Raw genomic sequence first — 18,452 nt, 5'->3', positions numbered from 1 at the left:
CCGTGGCCCCGGCGCCGATGGCCTCCATGCCTGGGGCCGCCCGGTAGAATTGGCCGCATGTCCCTCCTCCAGTTCCAGGGCGTCGACTTCAGCGTCGGCGGCCCGCTGCTGCTTGAAAAGGTCGATCTGTCGATCGAGACCGGCGAGCGCGTATGCATCGTCGGCCGCAACGGCGCCGGCAAGTCGACGCTGATGCGGCTGATGGCCGGCGAACTGCGGCCGGACGACGGCGAGATCCGCGTGCAGGGCGGCGTGGTCGTCGCGCGCATGGCGCAGGAGGTGCCGCAGGACACGCAGGGCACGGTGTTCGACGTGGTCGCGCTGGGCCTGGGCGACCTCGGCCGCGTGCTCGCGCGCTACCACCACGCGCTGCACGAAGGCGACATGGCGGCCATGGGCGAGGCCCAGGCGGAGATCGAGGCGCGGCACGGCTGGGATCTCGACCGCCGCGTGCAGCAGGTGCTCGACCGGCTGGAACTGCCCGAGGACGCGGACTTTTCCGCGCTCTCGGGCGGCATGAAGCGGCGCGTGCTGCTGGGGCAGGCGCTGGTGCGCAACCCCGACATCCTGCTGCTGGACGAACCCACCAACCACCTCGACATCGAAGCCATCGCCTGGCTCGAGGGCTTCCTCAGGCAGTTCGCCGGCAGCATCGTGTTCGTCACCCACGATCGCAGCTTCCTGCGCGCGCTGGCCACCCGCATCGTCGAGATCGACCGCGGCCGCGTCAGCAGCTGGCCGGGCGACTACGAGAACTACCTGCGCCGGCGCGAGGAGCGGCTGCACGCCGAGGCGCAGGAAAACGCGCGCTTCGACAAGCTGCTGGCGCAGGAGGAGGTCTGGATCAGGCAGGGGATCAAGGCGCGCCGCACCCGCAACGAGGGCCGCGTGACCGCGCTCAAGGCGATGCGCCGGGAACGCGCGCAGCGACGCGAACTGTCGGGCAACGTGAAGATGGAAGTGGCCGGCGCGCGCAACTCGGGCAAGCGCGTCATCGAGGCGCGGCACCTGACCCAGGGCTACGGCGGACGCGTGCTGCTGGACGACGTGTCCGCCACCGTCCTGCGCGGCGACCGGATCGGTGTCATCGGCCCCAACGGTTCGGGCAAGTCCACGCTGCTGAAGATCCTGCTCGGCGAACTCGTGCCCGAGGGCGGCGAGGTGAAGCTGGGCACCGGCCTGCAGGTCGCGTACTTCGACCAGCACCGCAGCCAGCTGGACGACACGCGCAACGCGCTGGAGAACGTCGCCGAAGGCCAGGACTTCATCGAGATCAACGGCAGCCGCAAGCACGTGGTCGGCTACCTGCAGGACTTCCTGTTCACGCCCGAACGCGCGCGCGCGCCGATCACGCGCCTGTCCGGCGGCGAGCGCAACCGCCTGCTGCTGGCGAAACTGTTCGCGCAGCCCTCGAACCTGCTGGTGATGGACGAACCGACCAACGACCTCGACGTGGAGACGCTGGAGCTGCTCGAGGAACTGCTGGCCGACTACAAGGGCACCCTGCTGCTGGTCAGCCACGACCGCGACTTCCTCGACAACGTGGTCACCGGCACCCTGGTGCTGGAGGGCGACGGCCGGCTGGGCGAGTACGTCGGCGGCTATTCCGACTGGCTGCGGCAGCGGCCCGTGATCGCGGGAGCGGCAAGGTCTGCCGCTCCCGACGTGCCGGCAACGCCTACGGTCGCTGCGCCGCCCGCGAAGCGCAAGCTCAGCTACAAGGAGGCGCGCGAACTGGAGGAACTGCCTGCGCGCATCGAACGGCTCGAAGGCGAGATCGCCTCGTGTACCGGGGCGATGAACGATCCGGCGTTCTTCCAGCAGCCCGCCGCCGCGATCACCGCCGCCAACCTGGCGCTGGCGCAGCTGCAGGAAGAACTCGATGCCGCCTACGCGCGTTGGGAAGCGCTCGAAGCGGGCTGATTTCCAGGCATTCCGTCGTCCTCGCGAAGGCGGCGACCCAGTGTCTTTGCCTCGTCAGTCAGGAGACACGACACTGGATCCCCGCCTTCGCGGGGATGACGATGTATGAAGCCAGCGATCGTCCGGATCGATCCGTCACCGCGGCCACTCGCGGAAATTCACGCACACCGTGGTCTTGTCCAGCATCGCGAACTCGCGCGCCCCCCAGGGTTTGGCCGAGACCACGTTCGAGTTCGGATGCAGCAACTGCGGCGCACGCGCGGACAGTTCGCGGAAGACCGCATCGACATCGTCGGTGTCGACGGTGAGCTCCGGGCGATCCTTCGCGGCGTACTCCGGGCTCTCGACGAGGTAGGCCTTGGCGCCGTCGCGCGCGACCACGGCCAGGTTCGCGTCCCGGTACTGCACCTCGAATCCCAGCGCGTCGACGAAGAACTCGAGCCCGTCCTGCAGGTGGTCGTAGAAGATCTTCGGGATGAGGTTCTTGAACATGGCCCTAGCCTCCGGACGGGGAACCCAGCAGCGCAACGGCCGCCGCGGCCACGGTCATCGCGGCCAGGCCGATCGCGACGCGCAGGCCGAACGCGCGGCCGCCGCTGACGAACGCGACCACCGACTTCGCCGCGGAGCTGGCGGCGAGCAGGCCGACCACCGCCCACTGCGCGTGGCGCGCGTCGATGGTGCCGTCGCGGAACAGCGTGGCCACGGTCGCGGCCGCGGCCTGCAGTTCCGCGAGCGCGGTCAGGAAGGCGGTGGCCAGCGCCGCGTTCGGCCCCAGCCAGCGCGCGGCCAGGTGCGAGACTACCAGCACGCCGGCGATCAGCGCGGCGAAGCCGATCGCCTGGCCGATGCGGAACATGCGCGTGTCCGCGGTCGGCGGCGGCGCGCCCGCCTGCTCGCCGCGATGGAAGCCGAAGCCGGCGCCGGCCAGCAGCACGGCGCCGGCCGCGGCCAGTTCGAAGCCGACTTCGGACAGCAGCGCCGGCGCCACCGCCAGCAGGATCGGCACGAACAGGCTGAGCGAGGCGAGGTTGGCGAGCATGGTCGCGCCGACCGCGGACGACAGCAGTGCCGGCTGTTCCTTCGCGCGCTGGCCGAAGCCGGCGGTGGCCGCGGTGGACGACACGTAGCCGGCGAAGAAGCCCGACACCGCCAGCCCCCAGCGGCTGCCGATCAGGCGCAGCGCGACGTGGCCGAGCGCGCCGACCGCCATCACCAGCACCACCAGCTTCCACACCGTGGCGAGGTTGAGCGCGCCCCAGGGATCGACGGGCTCGTCCGGCAGCAGCGGCAGCACGATCAGCGCGAACGCGAGCAGGACCAGGCCGTCGGCGACCTCGCGGTTGCTGATCACCTCGCGGCTGAAGTGGTGCAGGCGTGCCTTGGCCTGGATCAGGATCGCGACCAGCACCGCGAGCATGCCGGCGGCACCGGGCTCGCGCATCGCCAGCCCGCCGAGCAGGGCGCTGCACAGCAGCGCGACTTCGGCGGTGATGCCGGTGTCGGCCTGGCTGGTGCGCAGATAGCTCAGCGCGGCGAAGGTGCCGGTGAGCAGCAGCACGACGAGGAAGGCCGGCAACCCGATCCACAACGCGATCGCGCCGGCGAGCGCGGCCAGCGTGTGCGTGCGCAGGCCGGCGGCGATCGCGGGATCGTCCTGCTTGCGGCGCTCGTAGAGCAGGCCGATCAGCAGGCCGACGCCGAGCGCGGTGGTGAGGGACAGCAGCGGCAGGTCGGTGGCGTCGGGCATCCGGGGACTATGCCATGCGGGCATGCGACTGCAGGTCTGCGTCTCGGCCCGTCGCGCAGGCACCTGACAACGTCAGGGCAGCAAGGCCGGGAGAAGCAGCCCCGCCGGACGTCAGTCCCGCAGCCGCGGCACCCCATGCACGTCACGCTCCTCGAACACCGCCTCGTCCGCGATCTGCTGGTGCAGATCGCGCCCCGCCAGCGGCGTCACCGCCTCCCCGCGCGCGGCGGCGAGCGCGTTGGCGTAGCACTGGCGCGCACGCGCGTCGTCGCCAGCGCTGGCGTAGCCGTCGCCCAGCGTTTCCCAGGCTTCGGCGCCGCCGCCCTGGGCGAGCGCGCGGTGCAGTTCGCCTTCGGCGCGCGGCCAGTCGCCGCCGGCGAGCGAGAGTCGCGCCAGCGTCAGCAGCAGCGCCGGGCTGGCCGGGTGCGCCTTCAGCCAGCGCAGGGCGTTGTCGCGACGCTGCTCGATGCGACCGACCGGCAGCAGACCGTAGCGCGTGGCGAGCGCTTCGTCCCAGCGTGCGTCGAGCGCCTGCTCGATGCTCCTGAGCGCGGCTTCGTCCCAGCCGAACGCGGTCGCGCGCCCGGCATAGGCGCCGACCACGGCGGGTTCGGCCTTCAGCGTCTTCGGCAGCACGTCCCAGCGCTCGGCCAGCGCGTTCGCATCCGGCGCCTCGCGCAGGGCGCTTTCCGCCCAGCGCAGTTCGCGCTCGGCCAGCGTCGCCTCCGGCCAGGCCTGCTGCTGGCGCAGGGCGCCGAGCAGTCCGTAGGCCTGCGCCGACTGGCCGCTGGTGGCCAGCGCCTCGGCGCGCAGGGCGAGGCCGCGCGGCGGCAGCGGCTGCGCGGCGGGGGCATCGAGCGCGACCAGCGCGTCGGTGGGACGCTGTTCGTGCAGCGCCAGTTCGGCCGCGGCGATCGCACGCGAGGCCGGATGGCGTTCGCCGAAACCGTCGAGGTGCGCGCGCGCGGCGTCTGTGTCGCCGCGTGCGATCGCGGCCTCGCTGGCGCCGATGCGCGCGGCGGCTTCCACGCGTTCGTCCCCGGCGGCCTGCGCCAGCAGCTTCTCGGCGCGTGCGTAGTGGCCCTGGTGCAGGGTGTCGAAGCCCTCGCCGACGCGCGCCCGCGCGCGGGTGTCGCGGTGCCGGCCCCAGGCGCGGAGCGGCAGGGTCAGCAGGGTCCACAGCAGCCACAGCACGAAGGCGACCGCGAACAGCAGCGCCGCGCCCTTGATCACCGTGGTGGTGTAGTCGTAGCCGCGCCAGCGCACCAGCACGTAGCCCGGATCCTGCGCCAGCAGCAGTTGCGCGAGCAGGGCGCCGGCCAGCGCCAGCACGATCCAGAGCAGCAGGTTGCGGAACAGGTTCATCGCGGGCTCCTACACACGCATGGACACGGCGGAGATGCTGCGCCAGCCTCGCGCGAACGCTGTCGTCGCGGCGTCGACATGCTGAACGCCCGCTCAGCGGGCGCTGCGCTGCTGCCGCAGCTGGGCCAGCGTGCTGCCGAGCGCGGGCAGTTCCACGGTCAGTGCGCGTTCGCGCAGCGCTTGCAGCGCCGCGCGCTGCCGCCTGCGTTCAGCCGAGTCCGGCCACAGCCGCAGGATCCAGCCGTCGGCGCGCGCGAGCGCGGCGCGGTAGCCGGCCTCGTCGCGGCGCTCGATCGCGGCCTGCGCCAGGGTCAGCTCCAGCCGCAGCGCGGCGAGCCCGGCGGCGCGGTCGGCCGGTTCCACCGCGACCGCGCCGGCGCTGGGCTGCACCTCGACCACCTTCGAGAACGCGCGCTCCCACCAGGCCTGCGCATCGGACGTCGCCGGCGCCTGCTGCGGCAGCGCCGGCAGGCCGGCGGCGAAGGCTTCCAGCTGGCCGGCGGCGACGACCTTGGGATCGTCGCCGAGCGCGTCGAGCGCGCTGCGTTCCTGCACCAGCGCCTGGCGCAGGTTGAGCCAGGCGGGATCGGCGACGCCGTCGAGCAGCTGCGCGGCCAGGGCGTAGGCGCGGCGCGCGCCGTCGAGGTCGCCGGCCAGCAGCAGGCGCTGCTGGCCCTGCGCCAGCAGCAGTTCCACCTCGTCGAGCCGCAGCGCCTGCGCGCCGCTGCGCTCGGGGTCGGCCAGCGACTGCAGGGTCTCCTCGACCAGCGCCGCGCGCTGGCCGAACCCGATCACCTCGTCGCGCAGCAGGCGGTTGGTGGCCTCGGCCTGCTGCAGCCGCGCGACCTGCGCGCGCTGGTCGGCGCGCAGCGCGTCGAGGCGTTCCTCCAGCGCCTGGAGGCGCTGCCGGTCCGCGCCCGCGGCCTGCGCCTGCGCGGCGCGTTCGCCCTGCCAGCGATGCCAACCGTAGCCGCCGGCGAGCACCAGCAGGGCGAGGGCGAGCAGCCACGCCAGCGCGGAGCCGCCGCGTCTGCGGGACGGGACGGGAGTGTCGGTGGTGTCGCTCATCGACGCGGTGGGTTTCGGGGGCTGCGCATGCTATCCGATTGACGCTCAACGTCGCGCGGGGCGCGGTCCGGCCGCGGCGAGCAGCGAGCGCGGGCGCGCATCGGCGGCGACGCGGACGTTGCCGAAACCCTGCTCGCGCGCCAGCGCGGCGAGGCGTTCGCTGGCCGCGAGCACCCGCGCATGCCGCAGCTTCGCAGCGAGCCCGGACGGCAGCGCGTCGAGCACGTGATGCAGCGCCTCGCCGCTGCTCAGGGCCAGCAGCAGTGGCGCGTCCAGCGCGCGCAGCCGCGCCAGCGCCCGCGGCGAGGGCGCGACCGGCACGCGCGCATAGACCTCGGCGCGGACGATGCGCGCGCCGCGCCGCGCCAGCGTCGGCGCGATCACGTTGCGGCCGCCGGGCGCGGTGACCAGGCCGACGCTGCGACCGCGCACGCCCGCCAGCGCCGGCAGCGACAGCAGGCCCTCGCTGTCCATCCGCGACGGCGCGACCACGCCGGCGACGCCGGCCCTGCGCAGCGCCGCGGCCGTGCCCGCGCCCACCGCCAGCCACGCCTGCCCGCGGCGCACGCGCAGGAGCCGCAGCGCGGCCGCCGCCTGCACCGCGGCCGGACTGGTGAACAGCACGATGTCCGCGCGCAGCGCCTCGCCCAGCGCCTTGCGCGTCGTTGCATCGTTCTGCGGCTCGATCCGCCACGGCGACAGCGCCAGCACGCGCGCGCCGTGCGCGGCGGCGGCGCGCCGCAGCGACGCGTGGCCGCCGACGGGGCGCAGCGAGATCACGTAGCATCCGCGCAGCTTGGGCACAGGGACATCCGGCGACATGCCATCAGCTTGGTGCCTCGCCCCGGACGCCGCAAGCCAAGCCACATTCCTTGAACTGATGACGCATGACCGAGATCACCGCCACCGCCCTGCGCACCATGGAAACGACCCTGCTGGCGATGCCGCCGGTGCGCGCGCTGCAGCTGCGCATCGCCGGCTGCGACGACGGCCGCCTGCGGCTGGAGGCGCCGCTCGCCGCGAACGTCAACGACAAGGGCACCGCCTTCGGCGGCAGCCTGGTGTCGCTGATGACGCTGGCGGCGTGGGGCCTGACCACGCTGCAGGTCGAACAGGCCGGGCTGCAGGCCGAGGTCTACGTCGCCGACACCCAGGTGCGCTACCTCGCGCCGCTGCGCGCGGACCTGCGCGCCGAGGCGTGGCTGGAGGAAGGCGCGACCTGGGAGGCCTTCATCGACACCTTGCGCAATCGCGGCCGTGCGCGCGCCACCCTGCTGTCGCAGGTGCTGCTGCCCGGCGGCGGCGTCGCCACCGAAGCGCGTGCGCGCTATGCCGCGATCCTGAAACCGGCCTGACGCCACGACGGCGCCGGCCCGGCGCGGACTGCTAGCATGGCGCATCGAAACCGGGGAGCGCGACGATGCGGGGATGGCGACAGTGGTGGGCGGTCTGCGCGATGGCGATGCTGCTGGCGCTGGCCGGCTGCGCCAGCACCGGCAAGCAGATGTCGGCGCTCGAGCGCGCCCAGTACACCTGGTCGGCGGCGATCCGCTGGGGCGACTTCGAGGGCGCGTGGAACCTGGTCGATCCCGAAGTGCGCAAGGTGGTGCTGCTGAGCGACACCCACTTCGAGCGCTACAAGCAGATCCAGGTCTCGCACTACCGCGACCTCGCGTCCCGCCCGGGCGAGACCGAGGCGGCGCGCGAGATCGAGATCGGCGTCATCAACCGACACACCATGGCCGAGCGGACGATGCGCTATACCGAGCAGTGGCGGTATGACGCGGAGACGAAGACGTGGTGGGTGACGAGCGGGTTGCCGGATTTCTGGGCGGGGGAGTGAGTCTTGCGGTGATGTCGCCTTGCCGGGGTTTTCGGTTTTGTTCGGGACTGGTGCCGCGCTGGATCTGTTTCATTGCTTGAAAGGCAACGGCTTCCGTCCGCCTGCGGCGGCCGGGTTCATTTCTTTTGCTGGCCCAAAAGAAACGAACCAAAGAAAAGGGCCTTTCTCGACAGAGCTAACCTGCCAACGGTAGGTTCGAGGGGATTTTTCGACACGGCATCCCTGCCGTGGCGAAAAACGGCGGGCATCCCTGCCCGCCGCCCTCCGGGTCTCCATGCATCGCGGCTATTTTGTAGGAGCGCCTTCAGGCGCGACCGTTCCCCGTGCCGTGCAGCTTCCGGTCGCGGCTGAAGCCGCTCCCACAACAGCCAAGCACTGTCATTTCGAGCGCAGCGAGAGGCGCTTTACAACAGCGAAGCTGGTCAATCCAAGCCTGGTCGCTCGAGATTCCTCACTGCGTTCGGAATGACAAATTGGGGGTTTCCAGCGGTTTCCTTGGAAGCCCGCACACTCTCCAGACCCGTAGGGCGCCGCACATGGATGTGCGGCGTTTTCCGCCACGGCAGGGACGCCGTGTCGGAAAATCCCCTCACACTCCCCGTTCGCGGATTCGCCTTGTCGGGGAAAGCGTTTTTCTTTGGTTCGTTTCTTTTGACGCTTATCAAAAGAAATGAACCCGGCCGCCGCAGGCGGACGGAAGCTGTTGCTTCAAAGAAATGAACCCGCCGAAAGCGGAAGCTTCTGCTTTTCAAGACCACGACGATCACGAAAGGCATTCCGCGCAACGCCACGACCCCCCGATGGCGCCGGCCAACGCCCCCTGTGCGACAATCCCCACCCCTCCCAGCCCACCCGACCGCCGCCCGTGGACTTCCAGGAACTGATCGCCTTCTTCGGCCGCCACCAGATGCTGTCGCTGATCTTCGCCGGCCTGACCGGCGGCATCATCCTGAACGAGATCGCCGGCCTGCTGCGCGGCTTCAAGGTGCTGCGCCCGGCCGAGGTGACCGCCCTGGTCAACCGCGAGAATGCGCTGGTCGTGGACCTGCGCCCGATCGCGGACTTCGACAAGGGGCACATTCCGGGCTCGAAGAACGTGCAGATGAGCCAGTTCGACCCCGAGAACAAGAAGCTCGCGGCGGCGAAATCGCTGCCCGTGGTGCTGGTGTGCAAGACCGGCCAGAGCGCCGGCGACGCCGCCAAGCGGCTGAAGAAGGCCGGTTTCGAGCATGTCCACGTGCTCGACGGCGGCATCGGCGGCTGGCAGCAGGCCGACCTGCCGCTGGCCAAGGGGCGCGGCTGAGCCGCAGAAGTGCGATAATCGCCTTCTTTTCCGATTTCCGCCCTGGAGCAGTTACAAGATGTCCGAGCAAGCCCTCAACGGCGGCGCCGAGCCGGCGCAGCAGTCCACCGGCCCGCAGTTCAGCGTCGAGAAGATCTACGTCAAGGACGTCTCGTTCGAGTCGCCCAAGGCGCCGCTCGTGTTCAACGAGCAGACCCAGCCGCAGATCAACATGAACCTCAACCAGCGCGTGCAGCGCCTGGGCGAGAACGCGTTCGAGGTGGTGTTGGGCGTCACCCTGACCTGTTCGACCGGCGAAGGCGAGGCCGCGTCCACGGTCTACGTGGTCGAAGTGCAGCAGGCCGGCGTGTTCGGCCTGGCCGGCTTCGAGCCGAACGTGCTCGACGCGCTGCTCGGCACGCAGTGCCCGAACGTGCTGTACCCGTACGCGCGCCAGCTGATCGGCGACCTGATCCAGGCCGGCGGCTTCGCCCCGTTCCTGCTGCAGCCGATCAACTTCGACGCGCTGTACGCCGAGGGCGTGCGCCAGCGCCAGGCCCAGGCGGCCGCCGGCAACGGCGACCTGGCCAGCAGCGAGACGGCCGGCAACGCCTGAACCATGGCGAGCCCGGCCGTGTCGGTCGCGGTTCTCGGTGCCGGCTCCTGGGGCACCGCGCTGGCGGCGTTGATCGCGCGGCACGGCTTCCCCACCACGCTGTGGGGCCGTGACGCCGCGGTCGCCGAGGCGATCGACCTGCGCCACGAAAACCCGCGCTACCTGCCCGGCATCCCGCTGCCGGCGTCGCTGCGCGCCACCACCGACCTCGCCGCCGCGGTGCGCGACGCGGACCTGGTGCTGGTGGTGGTGCCCTCGCACGCGTTCACCGAAACCCTGCGCGCGCTGGCGCCGCTGCGGCCGGCGCAGGCCGGCGTGGCCTGGGCGGCGAAGGGCTTCGAGCCGGGCTCCGGACGGTTCCTGCATGAAGTCGCCGGCGACCTGCTCGGCGACGACGTGCCGCTGGCGGTGGTCACGGGCCCGTCGTTCGCGAAGGAAGTCGCGCAGGGCCTGCCGACCGCGCTCACCGTGCAGGGCGAGGATGCCGCCTTCGTGCAGCAGGTCGCCGACGTGCTGCACGGGCCGGAATTCCGCGCCTACACCGGCAGCGACATGCGCGGCGCCGAGCTCGGCGGCGCGATGAAGAACGTGCTGGCGGTGGCCACCGGCGTTGCCGATGGCATGGAACTCGGCCTCAACGCGCGCACCGGACTGGTCACCCGCGGCCTCAACGAGATGCTGCGGCTCAACGCCGCGATCGGCGGCCGCCCGGAAACGCTGATGGGGCTCGCCGGCCTCGGCGACCTGGTGCTGACCTGCACCGGCGATCTCTCGCGCAACCGCCGCCTCGGCCTCGCGCTCGGTCGCGGCAAGAGCGTGGCCGATGCGGTGCGCGAGATCGGCCAGGTGGTCGAATCGGTGCAGACCGCGGACGAAGTGATGCGGCTGGCCGAGCGGCATGGTCTGGAACTGCCGATCTCGCGCAACGTCCGCGACGTGCTGCATGGGGACATCACCCCGGCCGAGGGCCTGGCGCGGCTGATGGCGCGCGAGCGCAAGCCGGAGTATCCGGACGCGCTGTTCGAATAGGGCTTCCGGTGGGTTGCCCCCACCCCAGCCCTCCCCCGCAGGCGGGGGAGGGAGCTAAAAGCAGCGGCTTCTGACTCCCTCCCCCGCCCGCGGGGGAGGGCTGGGGTGGGGGCCAACCGCCGACGCAAAATCAAAAAAAGCCCGACCGTTGCCGGCCGGGCCATGTCGCGACGTCGGGAGAGAGAGGGGAGGGGCGACGTCGCTTTCAGCACCTGTTGTCGGAGAGATGGGGACGCCCGGCGCGCTTTACCAGGTGAAGCGCGGGCCGACGAACCAAGCGGTGTCGCCGTCGCTGAACTTCACGTCGCCGTTGACGCCCCAGTTGCGGTTGAACTTCACGGTGGCGCCGAGGCGGCCGTAGAAGTCGCCGTCGACCTGGTCGCCGTCCTCGTAGCCGGCCAGCGCATAGCCTTCCAGGTTGTGGGTGAGCGCGCCGCGGGCGCCGGCCTCGACGCTCCAGCCGTCGGCGTCGCCGAGGCTGCCGAAGTCGACCTTCTCGTAGGCGATGCGGGTCAGCAGGTCGGCGCGCGGCGAGATCTCGTGGTTGTAGCCCAGGCCGACGCGCCACTGGTCGGCGTCGATGCCGGTGTTGTCGAACTCCTGGTTGCTGTAGTCGCCGAACACGTGGAAGTTGGGGTGGAACGCGATCGAGGCGCGCGCGGCGTAGCCGTCGGCGTCGGGCAGGCCGTCGCTCAGGTTGGTGGCGGCGTAGCCCGCCTCGACATAGTTGTAGGAGACGCCTTCGGCGGCGGAGGCCGCGAACGGCACGGCGGCGGCGAGGGCCAGGGCGAGCAGGGGACGCTTCATCGGGGGTGCCTCTTCTTTCTTGTTTATATGTGGGGGCCGCCCCGGGTGGCGTGGGAGGGGGAGTCACCGTCGGGGAAAACGGTTCCACCCGGGGCGGCACGCGCATTCTGGGCCTGTGCCTGCAACCGGGACTGAATAGTGAACCGATGAGTTCAGGAACTTTTCCGGATCGATCTGGTCGCGCCGGGGCTTGGGGCGTTTTCGCCCCAGTCGCCCACCTCCCCGTCGTCCCCGCGAAGGCGGGGATCCAGCGTCTTGACTGTTGCAAATTCAGAAGCAAAGACACTGGGTCCCCGCCTTCGCGGGGATGACGGAACGTGGGCAGGGGGTGGCTCGCCCCCGGTCAGGCGCCGCCGGCGAAGCCGAGCTGCCGCCAGGCCTCGAAGGCCACCACCGCGACCGCGTTCGACAGGTTGAGGCTGCGGTTGTCCGGCCGCATCGGCAGGCGCAGGCGCTGCGTCGGCGGCACGCGCGCGAGCACCTCGTCCGGCAGGCCACGGGTTTCCGGGCCGAACAGGAAGGCGTCGCCTTCGGCGTAGCGCGGCTGGTCGTAGCGCAGGCTGTTGCGCGTGCTCAGCGCGAACAGGCGCGGCGGGGCGATGGCCTCGAGCGCGGCGTCGAGCGAGTCGTGCACGCGCAGCGTAGCGTACTCGTGGTAGTCGAGCCCGGCGCGGCGCAGGCTGCGGTCGTCGAGGTCGAAGCCGAGCGGGCGGATCAGGTGTAGGCGCGCGCCGGTGTTCGCGCACAGGCGGATGACGTTACCGGTGTTGGGCGGGATTTCGGGCTGGTACAGCAGCAGGTCGAACACGGGCACGCCATCGCGTCGGGGCCGCGCATTGTCGCGCGGCGCGGCGTCACCAGGGCAGCGGGTCGCCCTTCCAGTCGAGGAAACGGCCGCTGTCGGACGCGGCGAGGCCGCCGGCCACGCGCAGGATGCCGGCCACGGCCTCGGCGGGTTCGAGCTCGGCGCCTTCGCCGCCCATGTCGGTGCGCGCCCAGCCGGGGCTGGCCGCGAACACGACGATCCCGCGCTCGGCCAGCGCCCGCGCCAGCAGCACGGTGGCCATGTTCTGCGCGGCCTTGCTGATGTTGTAGCTCGGGGTGCCAAAGCGGGTGGTCGAGGCGATCGAGCCCAGCTGCGAGGACAGGTTGATCACCCGGGCTTCATCCGCCAGCAGCGGCGCCAGCGCCTGGGTGAGCAGCAGCGGGCCGGCGGCGTTGGTGCGGAAGCTGTCGTCGAGGATCGCCGGCGAGAGCGTGCCGAAGCGTTCGCCCGAATGCAGCACGCCGGCGTTGTTGACCAGCAGGCCGAGGCGGCCGTCGTCGCCGAGCACCAGCGGCAGTTCGCGCGCGAGCTCGGCGTGCGATTTCGGGTTGGCCAGGTCCAGCGGCAGCACGTGCAGCCGCCCGGGGTGTTCGCCGGCCAGGGTGTTGAGCGCGGTGGCCCGGCCCGGCTGCCGGCAGGCGGCGACCACGTGGTCGCCCGCGGTGAGCAGCTGGCGGACGAATTCGAGGCCGAGGCCGCGGTTGGCGCCGGTGACGAGGGCATGGCGGACGGGCATGGCGGCAGTCTCCGGCGGCGCGGGTGCGGGCGAGGCCATCATGCCAGCGTCGCCCCGCGACCCGGGACTTTCGGCCCGGGGGGCGCCCCGGCCGGTCCGTTAACATGTCCGTTCATCTTGCATCAGAAGGATCGCCGCATGTCGCCCACCGCCGCCTCGTTCCGCCGTCCCGCGCGCCGCGCGCTGCTGTCCGCCGCCCTCGGCCTCGCGCTGGGCACCGGACTGGTCGCGCTGCCCGCCGCCGCGTCCGCCGCGAACGAGCCGGTCGTCGACATCCCCCACGAGAGCTTCACCCTGCCCAACGGCCTGCGCGTGGTGGTGCACACCGACCGCAAGGCGCCGATCGTGGCGGTCAACATCTGGTACCACGTCGGCAGCAAGGACGAGCCGTCCGGGCGCAGCGGCTTCGCCCACCTGTTCGAGCATCTGATGTTCCAGTCCTCGGAGAACCACAAGGGCGAGTTCTTCGACCCGTTCCGCGCGGTCGGCGCCACCGACCAGAACGGCACCACCAACACCGACCGCACCAACTACTTCCAGAACGTGCCCACCACTGCGCTGGACATGGCGCTGTGGATGGAATCCGACCGCATGGGCCACCTGCTCGGCGCGATCGACCAGGCCGCGCTCGACGAGCAGCGCGGCGTGGTCCAGAACGAGAAGCGCCAGGGCGAGAACCAGCCCTACGGCCAGGTCTGGCAGAAGATGATCCACGCGCTGTACCCGAAGGACCATCCCTACGGGCACAGCGTCATCGGTTCGATGAACGACCTCAACGCCGCCTCGCTCGACGACGTGAAGCAGTGGTTCCACGCCTGGTACGGCCCCAACAACGCGGTGCTGGTGCTGGCCGGCGACATCGACGTGGCGACCGCGAAGGAGAAGGTGGCGAAGTACTTCGGCCACATCCCGGCCGGGCCGACGATGGCGCAGCCGGCGGTCGACGTGGCGCAGCGCCCGCAGACCACCCGCGAGGTGATGCAGGACAAGGTGCCGCAGCCGCGCGTCTACCGCGTCTGGAACGTGCCGCAGGCCGGCACCGTCGACATCGACCGGCTGCAGGTGCTGGGCTACGTGCTCGGCGGCGCCAAGTCCTCGCGCCTGGACGCGCGCCTGCTGCACGGCGAGAAGCTGGTCGACAACATCAGCGCGATGGCGGGCACCTCGCAGCTGGGCTCGAATTTCTACGTGGTCGCCACGGTCAAGGACGGCGTCGATCCGGCGAAGGTCGAGGCGATCATCGACGAGGAGATCGGCCGCCTGGTCAAGGACGGCCCGACCGCGGAAGAACTCGAACGCGCCAAGACCGTGATCCGCGCCGGTTTCATCCGCGGCATCGAGCGCATCGGCGGCTTCGGCGGCAAGGCCGACGTGCTGGCCGAATGCACCGTCTACGAGTCCGACCCCGGCTGCTTCCGCACCTCGCTCGCCAACTACGAGGCGACCACGGCGCAAGACATCAAGACCGTCGGCGCGAAGTGGCTGGGCGAGGGCAGCCACACCCTCGTCGTCGAGCCGGGCGAGCGCACCCCGCTGGCCGAGGAACCGGCCGGCACGCCCGCCCCGTTCGAATTGCCGGCGCCGGAAGCGAAGTACACCACCACGAACAGCACGGTCGACCGCAGCCTCGGCGTGCCGAAGACCGAGCAGTTCCCGGAGCTCAAGTTCCCCGCGCTGCAGCGCGCGACGCTGAAGAACGGCACCGGGGTGATCCTGGCCGAGCGCCACGACATCCCCGTCGTGCAGTTCAGCTATGAATTCAACGGCGGCTACAGCTCCGACCCGGCCGGCAAGGGCGGCGTGGCCAGCTTCGCCATGGGCCTGCTGGACGAGGGCGCGGCCGGCGTCGGTTCGCTGGCCTTCGCCGACAAGGCCGAGGCGCTGGGCGCCAACCTCGGCGCCGGCGCGGCGCTGGACGGCGGCAACGCCTACCTGTCCGCGCTGAAGGAAAACCTCGACCCCTCGCTGGCCCTGTTCGCCGACATGCTGCGCCGGCCGGATTTCGACCAGGCCGAGATCGATCGCATCAAGGCCACCTGGATCGCCGGCATCCGCCAGCAGAAGGCGCAGCCCTCGGGCATGGCGATGCGCGTGCTGCCGGCCCTGCTGTACGGCGCGGCGCATCCCTACGGCGCGCCGGCCTCGGGCAGCGGCGACGAGGCCTCGATCGCGGCGCTGACCCGCGACGATCTGCTCGCCTTCCACCGCCGCTGGGTGCGCCCGGAGAACGCGACCCTGATCGTGGTCGGCGACACCACCCTGGCCGAGATCGTGCCGCTGCTGGACAAGCACTTCGCCGACTGGCGCGGCGAGGGCCCGGCGCCGGAGGCGGTGGCGGTACCGCAGGTGGCGCTGCCCGACGCCCCGCGCGTGTTCCTGATCGACCAGCCCGGCGCGGTGCAGGCCAACATTTACGCCGCGCAGCTGGTGCCCTCGACCACGGACCCGGGCGCGGTGCGGCTGGAGATGGCCAACGGCGTGGTCGGCGGCGATTTCACCGCGCGCCTGAACATGAACCTGCGCGAGGACAAGCACTGGTCCTACGGCGCGCGTACCTCGCTGGGCGGCGCGCTGGGCCAGCGCCGCTGGACGGCGTCGGCGCCGGTGCAGATCGACAAGACCGCCGAATCGGTGGCCGAGATGCAGCGCGAGATCAGCGAGTTCGCCACCGCCGCGCGCCCGGCGACGCAGGCCGAGGTCGAGCGGGTCAAGGCGATCCAGACCCTGAGCCTGCCCGGCGCCTACGAGACCGCGTGGTCGGTGATGGGCACCATCGGTGGCATCGTCCGCTTCGGGCGGCCGGACGACTACGTGTTCAAGCGCAAGGCCGAAGTGGAGGCGATCACGCCGGAGCAGGTGATGACGGCGGCGAAGACGATCGATCCCGACGCCCTGACCTGGGTGATCGTGGGCGACCTCAAGCAGACCGAGGCACCGGTGCGCGCGCTGGGGCTGGGCGAGGTGCGGGTGATCGACGCCGACGGCAAGCAGGTCGCGGAATAAGGCGGGGTGGTGGTTCGTCGTTGGTGGCGAGGCCGGCCACCAACTGTCAACCACCCACGTCTCCATTCATCCCGCCTGCGGCAGAATCCCCGACTTCCGAACCGGAGCCCCCGCCATGCGCCTCACCGCCCTGCTCCTCGCCCTGCCCCTTGCCCTCTCGGCCTGCACCTGGGTGCACATGGCCCCCGGCGCCAGCGCGGTGAAGGTCGTCACCGGCCCGCCCTCGGGCTGCGAGAAGCGCGGCGAGGTGGAAGTCTCGGTCAAGCACAGCATCGCCTTCATCGAGCGCAACCCGATCAAGGTTCGCGACGAACTCGAGACCCTGGCCCGCAACGAGGCCCCCGGCCTCGAGGCCGACACCATCCACCCGCTGGCCGACCCGGCGGGCGGGAGCCAGCGCTTCGCGGCCTGGCGCTGCGGGCGCTGATTCGGGCCCCCACCCCAGCCCTCCCCCGCAAGCCGGGGAGGGAGTCAGAAGCCGCTGCTTTTTAGCTCCCTCCCCCGCTTGCGGGGGAGGGTTGGGGTGGGGGCAACCCGCTGCCCGCACCATCCCGGCGACCTCGTCCCACCCCGAACGCCGGCCCGCGACCCCCGGTTTCATGCGCCCCACCCCGGAAGCCGGTACCCTATACGGCTCCGTCTCCGTTACCGGCGCCCAGCCCATGCTCTTCCAACACGTCGCCATCGCCGGCCTCGCCCACATCGATGCCCCGCGCCGGCTCTCCTCCGCGGAGATCAATACCCGGCTCAAGCCGACCCTCGACCGCCTCGGCATCCGCACCGACGTGCTCGGCGAGATCGCCGGCATCCACTCGCGCTACCTGTGGGAAGAAGGCGTGCAGGCCTCCGAAGTGGCGACGCTTGCCGGCGTGAAGGCGCTGGCCGACGCCGGCATCGACCCGGACAAGGTCGGCCTGCTGGTCAACACCTCGGTCAGCCGCGACTACCTCGAGCCGTCCACCGCCAGCATCGTCAGCGGCAACCTCGGCCTGCCCGACACCTGCCAGAACTTCGACGTCGCCAACGCCTGCCTGGCCTTCATCAACGGCATGGACATCGCCAGCCGCATGATCGAGCGCGGCGAGATCGACTACGCCCTGATCGTCGACGGCGAGACCGCAGACCTGGCCTACGAGAAGACCCTCGACCGCCTGGCCAGCGCCGACGCCACCGAGGAACAGTTCCGCAACGAACTGGCCACCCTCACCCTCGGCTCCGGCGCCGCCGCGATGGTGCTCGCCCGCGCCGAACTCGCCCCGGGCGCACCGCGCTACCGCGGCGGCGTGACCCGCGCCGCGACCGAGTGGAACAAGCTCTGCCGCGGCAACCTCGACGGCATGGTCACCGACACCCGCATGCTGCTGATCGAGGGCATCAAGCTCTCGCAGAAGACCTTCGGCGCCGCCAAGCTGGCGCTGGGCTGGGTGGTCGAGGAACTCGACCAGTTCGTCATCCACCAGGTCAGCAAGGTCCACACCGCCGCCTTCACCAAGGCCATCGGCATCGACCCCAAGAAGGTCATGACCATCTTCGGCGAGCACGGCAACATCGGCCCGGCCTCGGTCCCGATCGTGCTCAGCAAGCTGCGCGAGATGGGCCGCCTGAAGAAGGGCGACCGCGTGGCGCTGCTCGGCATCGGCTCGGGGCTGAACTGCTCGATGGCCGAAGTGGTGTGGTGAGTCTCCCGCACCGCCAATGCTTCTGATCCTTCGAGGGCCGGGTTGACCGGCCCTCGTCGTTTCCGGCCCATCGGTCCAGTCCCCGCAGGAGCGGCTTCGAGCCGACCGGCCCTGGCGAGCGGCCGGTCGCGGCCGAGACCGCGCCTGCACTCCGGTTTTGCAGGCCGGATCACCAGGGACATGCGCGGGGATTTTCTTTTCCCGAACCTTTTCCGAATTCTGGGAATGCGGACCGGCGGCAGGCGCGCAGCGCATTGGAGGACCGCGACGTGGGCAAGGACGAAATGACGTTTCTGAAGGCCACGCACGATGCGTATGTGGCTTCCTTGGCGCCAGCCTGCTGCCGCCGCAAGCGGAGCACGTCGACGAGTCGATGACGGCGGAAGAGCCTTGAGGCAACGGCGCAGGCCCGCTCGCCCCGGCATCTGGTCGACTGGCCTCGTTCCCTTCTTGCTGCTCCGGCAACGCGCGCTTGTATCTTGTGGGTCGGCCGGGCAGGATCCACGGCGGCGCCCATGGGGATGG

General features: G+C 71.2%; 18 protein-coding genes. 9 read left to right on the top strand and 9 right to left on the bottom strand.

Annotated features, from left to right (window positions below; genetic code table 11):
- Window positions 1-57 precede the first annotated feature (57 nt).
- A complete protein-coding gene (locus tag FQY83_RS13170) occupies window positions 58-1,923 on the top strand; it encodes an ATP-binding cassette domain-containing protein (protein WP_146388419.1) in 1,866 nt (621 codons plus the stop codon).
- 135 nt (window positions 1,924-2,058) lie between these two features.
- Here FQY83_RS13170 and FQY83_RS13165 read toward each other — a convergent pair whose 3' ends face one another.
- The 5 genes from FQY83_RS13165 to FQY83_RS13145 form a co-directional block, all read right to left on the bottom strand.
- A complete protein-coding gene (locus FQY83_RS13165) occupies window positions 2,059-2,415 on the bottom strand; it encodes a VOC family protein (RefSeq protein WP_146388418.1) in 357 nt (118 codons plus the stop codon).
- A 4-nt stretch (window positions 2,416-2,419) separates the two neighbouring features.
- Window positions 2,420-3,673 (bottom strand): MgtC/SapB family protein, encoded by a 1,254-nt coding sequence (locus FQY83_RS13160; protein ID WP_158636505.1) that lies wholly within the window; start codon window positions 3,671-3,673, stop codon window positions 2,420-2,422.
- Window positions 3,674-3,784: 111 nt separating this feature from the next.
- Window positions 3,785-5,038 (bottom strand): heme biosynthesis HemY N-terminal domain-containing protein, encoded by a 1,254-nt coding sequence (locus FQY83_RS13155; RefSeq protein WP_146388416.1) that lies wholly within the window; start codon window positions 5,036-5,038, stop codon window positions 3,785-3,787.
- A gap of 93 nt (window positions 5,039-5,131) precedes the next feature.
- The gene (locus tag FQY83_RS13150) at window positions 5,132-6,106 is read right to left on the bottom strand and encodes a uroporphyrinogen-III C-methyltransferase (protein ID WP_146388415.1); all 975 of its coding nucleotides are present in this window, start codon (window positions 6,104-6,106) and stop codon (window positions 5,132-5,134) included.
- Between the two features lie 45 nt (window positions 6,107-6,151).
- A complete protein-coding gene (locus FQY83_RS13145; protein ID WP_146388414.1) occupies window positions 6,152-6,928 on the bottom strand; it encodes a uroporphyrinogen-III synthase in 777 nt (258 codons plus the stop codon).
- Window positions 6,929-6,993: 65 nt separating this feature from the next.
- Here FQY83_RS13145 and FQY83_RS13140 point away from each other — a divergent pair, with 65 nt between their 5' ends.
- A complete protein-coding gene (locus tag FQY83_RS13140; protein WP_146388413.1) occupies window positions 6,994-7,461 on the top strand; it encodes a YiiD C-terminal domain-containing protein in 468 nt (155 codons plus the stop codon).
- Window positions 7,462-7,526: 65 nt separating this feature from the next.
- Window positions 7,527-7,949, top strand: coding sequence for a hypothetical protein (locus FQY83_RS13135; protein ID WP_238333497.1), 423 nt, complete (start codon window positions 7,527-7,529; stop codon window positions 7,947-7,949).
- Window positions 7,950-8,371: 422 nt separating this feature from the next.
- On the opposite strand, the gene FQY83_RS13130 is transcribed toward FQY83_RS13135, so the two are convergent.
- Window positions 8,372-8,716 carry a hypothetical protein gene (locus FQY83_RS13130; protein ID WP_146388412.1) on the bottom strand — a complete coding sequence of 115 codons (345 nt, stop codon included), beginning with the start codon at window positions 8,714-8,716 and terminating at the stop codon, window positions 8,372-8,374.
- A gap of 98 nt (window positions 8,717-8,814) precedes the next feature.
- Between FQY83_RS13130 and FQY83_RS13125 the strand changes: the two genes are divergently transcribed.
- The 3 genes from FQY83_RS13125 to FQY83_RS13115 are packed head-to-tail and all read left to right on the top strand — an operon-like array spanning window position 8,815 to window position 10,876.
- Window positions 8,815-9,252, top strand: coding sequence for a rhodanese-like domain-containing protein (locus FQY83_RS13125; RefSeq protein ID WP_146388411.1), 438 nt, complete (start codon window positions 8,815-8,817; stop codon window positions 9,250-9,252).
- Window positions 9,253-9,310: 58 nt separating this feature from the next.
- A complete protein-coding gene (gene secB / locus FQY83_RS13120; protein WP_146388410.1) occupies window positions 9,311-9,847 on the top strand; it encodes a protein-export chaperone SecB in 537 nt (178 codons plus the stop codon).
- Window positions 9,848-9,850: 3 nt separating this feature from the next.
- A complete protein-coding gene (locus FQY83_RS13115) occupies window positions 9,851-10,876 on the top strand; it encodes an NAD(P)H-dependent glycerol-3-phosphate dehydrogenase (protein ID WP_146388409.1) in 1,026 nt (341 codons plus the stop codon).
- Window positions 10,877-11,122: 246 nt separating this feature from the next.
- On the opposite strand, the gene FQY83_RS13110 is transcribed toward FQY83_RS13115, so the two are convergent.
- The 3 genes from FQY83_RS13110 to FQY83_RS13100 all read right to left on the bottom strand — a co-directional run bounded on the left by FQY83_RS13110 (window position 11,123) and on the right by FQY83_RS13100 (window position 13,245).
- Window positions 11,123-11,683, bottom strand: a complete 561-nt coding sequence (locus FQY83_RS13110) for an OmpO family porin (RefSeq protein WP_146388408.1) — start codon at window positions 11,681-11,683, stop codon at window positions 11,123-11,125.
- Between the two features lie 343 nt (window positions 11,684-12,026).
- Window positions 12,027-12,497 (bottom strand): tRNA (cytidine(34)-2'-O)-methyltransferase, encoded by a 471-nt coding sequence (locus FQY83_RS13105; protein ID WP_146388407.1) that lies wholly within the window; start codon window positions 12,495-12,497, stop codon window positions 12,027-12,029.
- Between the two features lie 40 nt (window positions 12,498-12,537).
- Entirely contained in the window at window positions 12,538-13,245 is a 708-nt protein-coding gene (locus tag FQY83_RS13100; protein WP_146388406.1) for an SDR family oxidoreductase, read from the bottom strand.
- Window positions 13,246-13,383: 138 nt separating this feature from the next.
- Between FQY83_RS13100 and FQY83_RS13095 the strand changes: the two genes are divergently transcribed.
- From FQY83_RS13095 to FQY83_RS13085, 3 genes are all read left to right on the top strand, one after another.
- Window positions 13,384-16,248: a M16 family metallopeptidase gene (locus FQY83_RS13095; protein WP_146388405.1), complete on the top strand. Its 2,865-nt coding sequence runs from the start codon at window positions 13,384-13,386 to the stop codon at window positions 16,246-16,248.
- 115 nt (window positions 16,249-16,363) lie between these two features.
- Entirely contained in the window at window positions 16,364-16,675 is a 312-nt protein-coding gene (locus tag FQY83_RS13090) for a DUF4156 domain-containing protein (protein WP_146388404.1), read from the top strand.
- 235 nt (window positions 16,676-16,910) lie between these two features.
- Window positions 16,911-17,927, top strand: a complete 1,017-nt coding sequence (locus FQY83_RS13085) for a 3-oxoacyl-ACP synthase III (RefSeq protein WP_146388403.1) — start codon at window positions 16,911-16,913, stop codon at window positions 17,925-17,927.
- Window positions 17,928-18,452: the final 525 nt, after the last annotated feature.

The organism is Luteimonas marina, from assembly GCF_007859325.1.
Classification (GTDB): Bacteria; Pseudomonadota; Gammaproteobacteria; order Xanthomonadales; family Xanthomonadaceae; genus Luteimonas; species Luteimonas marina.
Note: the sequence above shows the minus strand (reverse complement) of the source record. Positions and strands in the feature narration are given on the sequence as shown.

Coding starts and splice junctions, on each gene's coding strand:
- FQY83_RS13110 (WP_146388408.1), bottom strand. CDS start 11,683: ATGAAGCGTCCCCTGCTCGCCCTGGCCCTCGCCGCCGCCGTGCCGTTC.
- FQY83_RS13145 (WP_146388414.1), bottom strand. CDS start 6,928: ATGTCGCCGGATGTCCCTGTGCCCAAGCTGCGCGGATGCTACGTGATC.
- FQY83_RS13115 (WP_146388409.1), top strand. CDS start 9,851: ATGGCGAGCCCGGCCGTGTCGGTCGCGGTTCTCGGTGCCGGCTCCTGG.
- FQY83_RS13165 (WP_146388418.1), bottom strand. CDS start 2,415: ATGTTCAAGAACCTCATCCCGAAGATCTTCTACGACCACCTGCAGGAC.
- FQY83_RS13170 (WP_146388419.1), top strand. CDS start 58: ATGTCCCTCCTCCAGTTCCAGGGCGTCGACTTCAGCGTCGGCGGCCCG.
- FQY83_RS13085 (WP_146388403.1), top strand. CDS start 16,911: ATGCTCTTCCAACACGTCGCCATCGCCGGCCTCGCCCACATCGATGCC.
- FQY83_RS13090 (WP_146388404.1), top strand. CDS start 16,364: ATGCGCCTCACCGCCCTGCTCCTCGCCCTGCCCCTTGCCCTCTCGGCC.
- FQY83_RS13155 (WP_146388416.1), bottom strand. CDS start 5,038: ATGAACCTGTTCCGCAACCTGCTGCTCTGGATCGTGCTGGCGCTGGCC.
- FQY83_RS13095 (WP_146388405.1), top strand. CDS start 13,384: ATGTCGCCCACCGCCGCCTCGTTCCGCCGTCCCGCGCGCCGCGCGCTG.
- FQY83_RS13150 (WP_146388415.1), bottom strand. CDS start 6,106: ATGAGCGACACCACCGACACTCCCGTCCCGTCCCGCAGACGCGGCGGC.
- secB (WP_146388410.1), top strand. CDS start 9,311: ATGTCCGAGCAAGCCCTCAACGGCGGCGCCGAGCCGGCGCAGCAGTCC.
- FQY83_RS13160 (WP_158636505.1), bottom strand. CDS start 3,673: ATGCCCGACGCCACCGACCTGCCGCTGCTGTCCCTCACCACCGCGCTC.
- FQY83_RS13100 (WP_146388406.1), bottom strand. CDS start 13,245: ATGCCCGTCCGCCATGCCCTCGTCACCGGCGCCAACCGCGGCCTCGGC.
- FQY83_RS13140 (WP_146388413.1), top strand. CDS start 6,994: ATGACCGAGATCACCGCCACCGCCCTGCGCACCATGGAAACGACCCTG.
- FQY83_RS13135 (WP_238333497.1), top strand. CDS start 7,527: ATGCGGGGATGGCGACAGTGGTGGGCGGTCTGCGCGATGGCGATGCTG.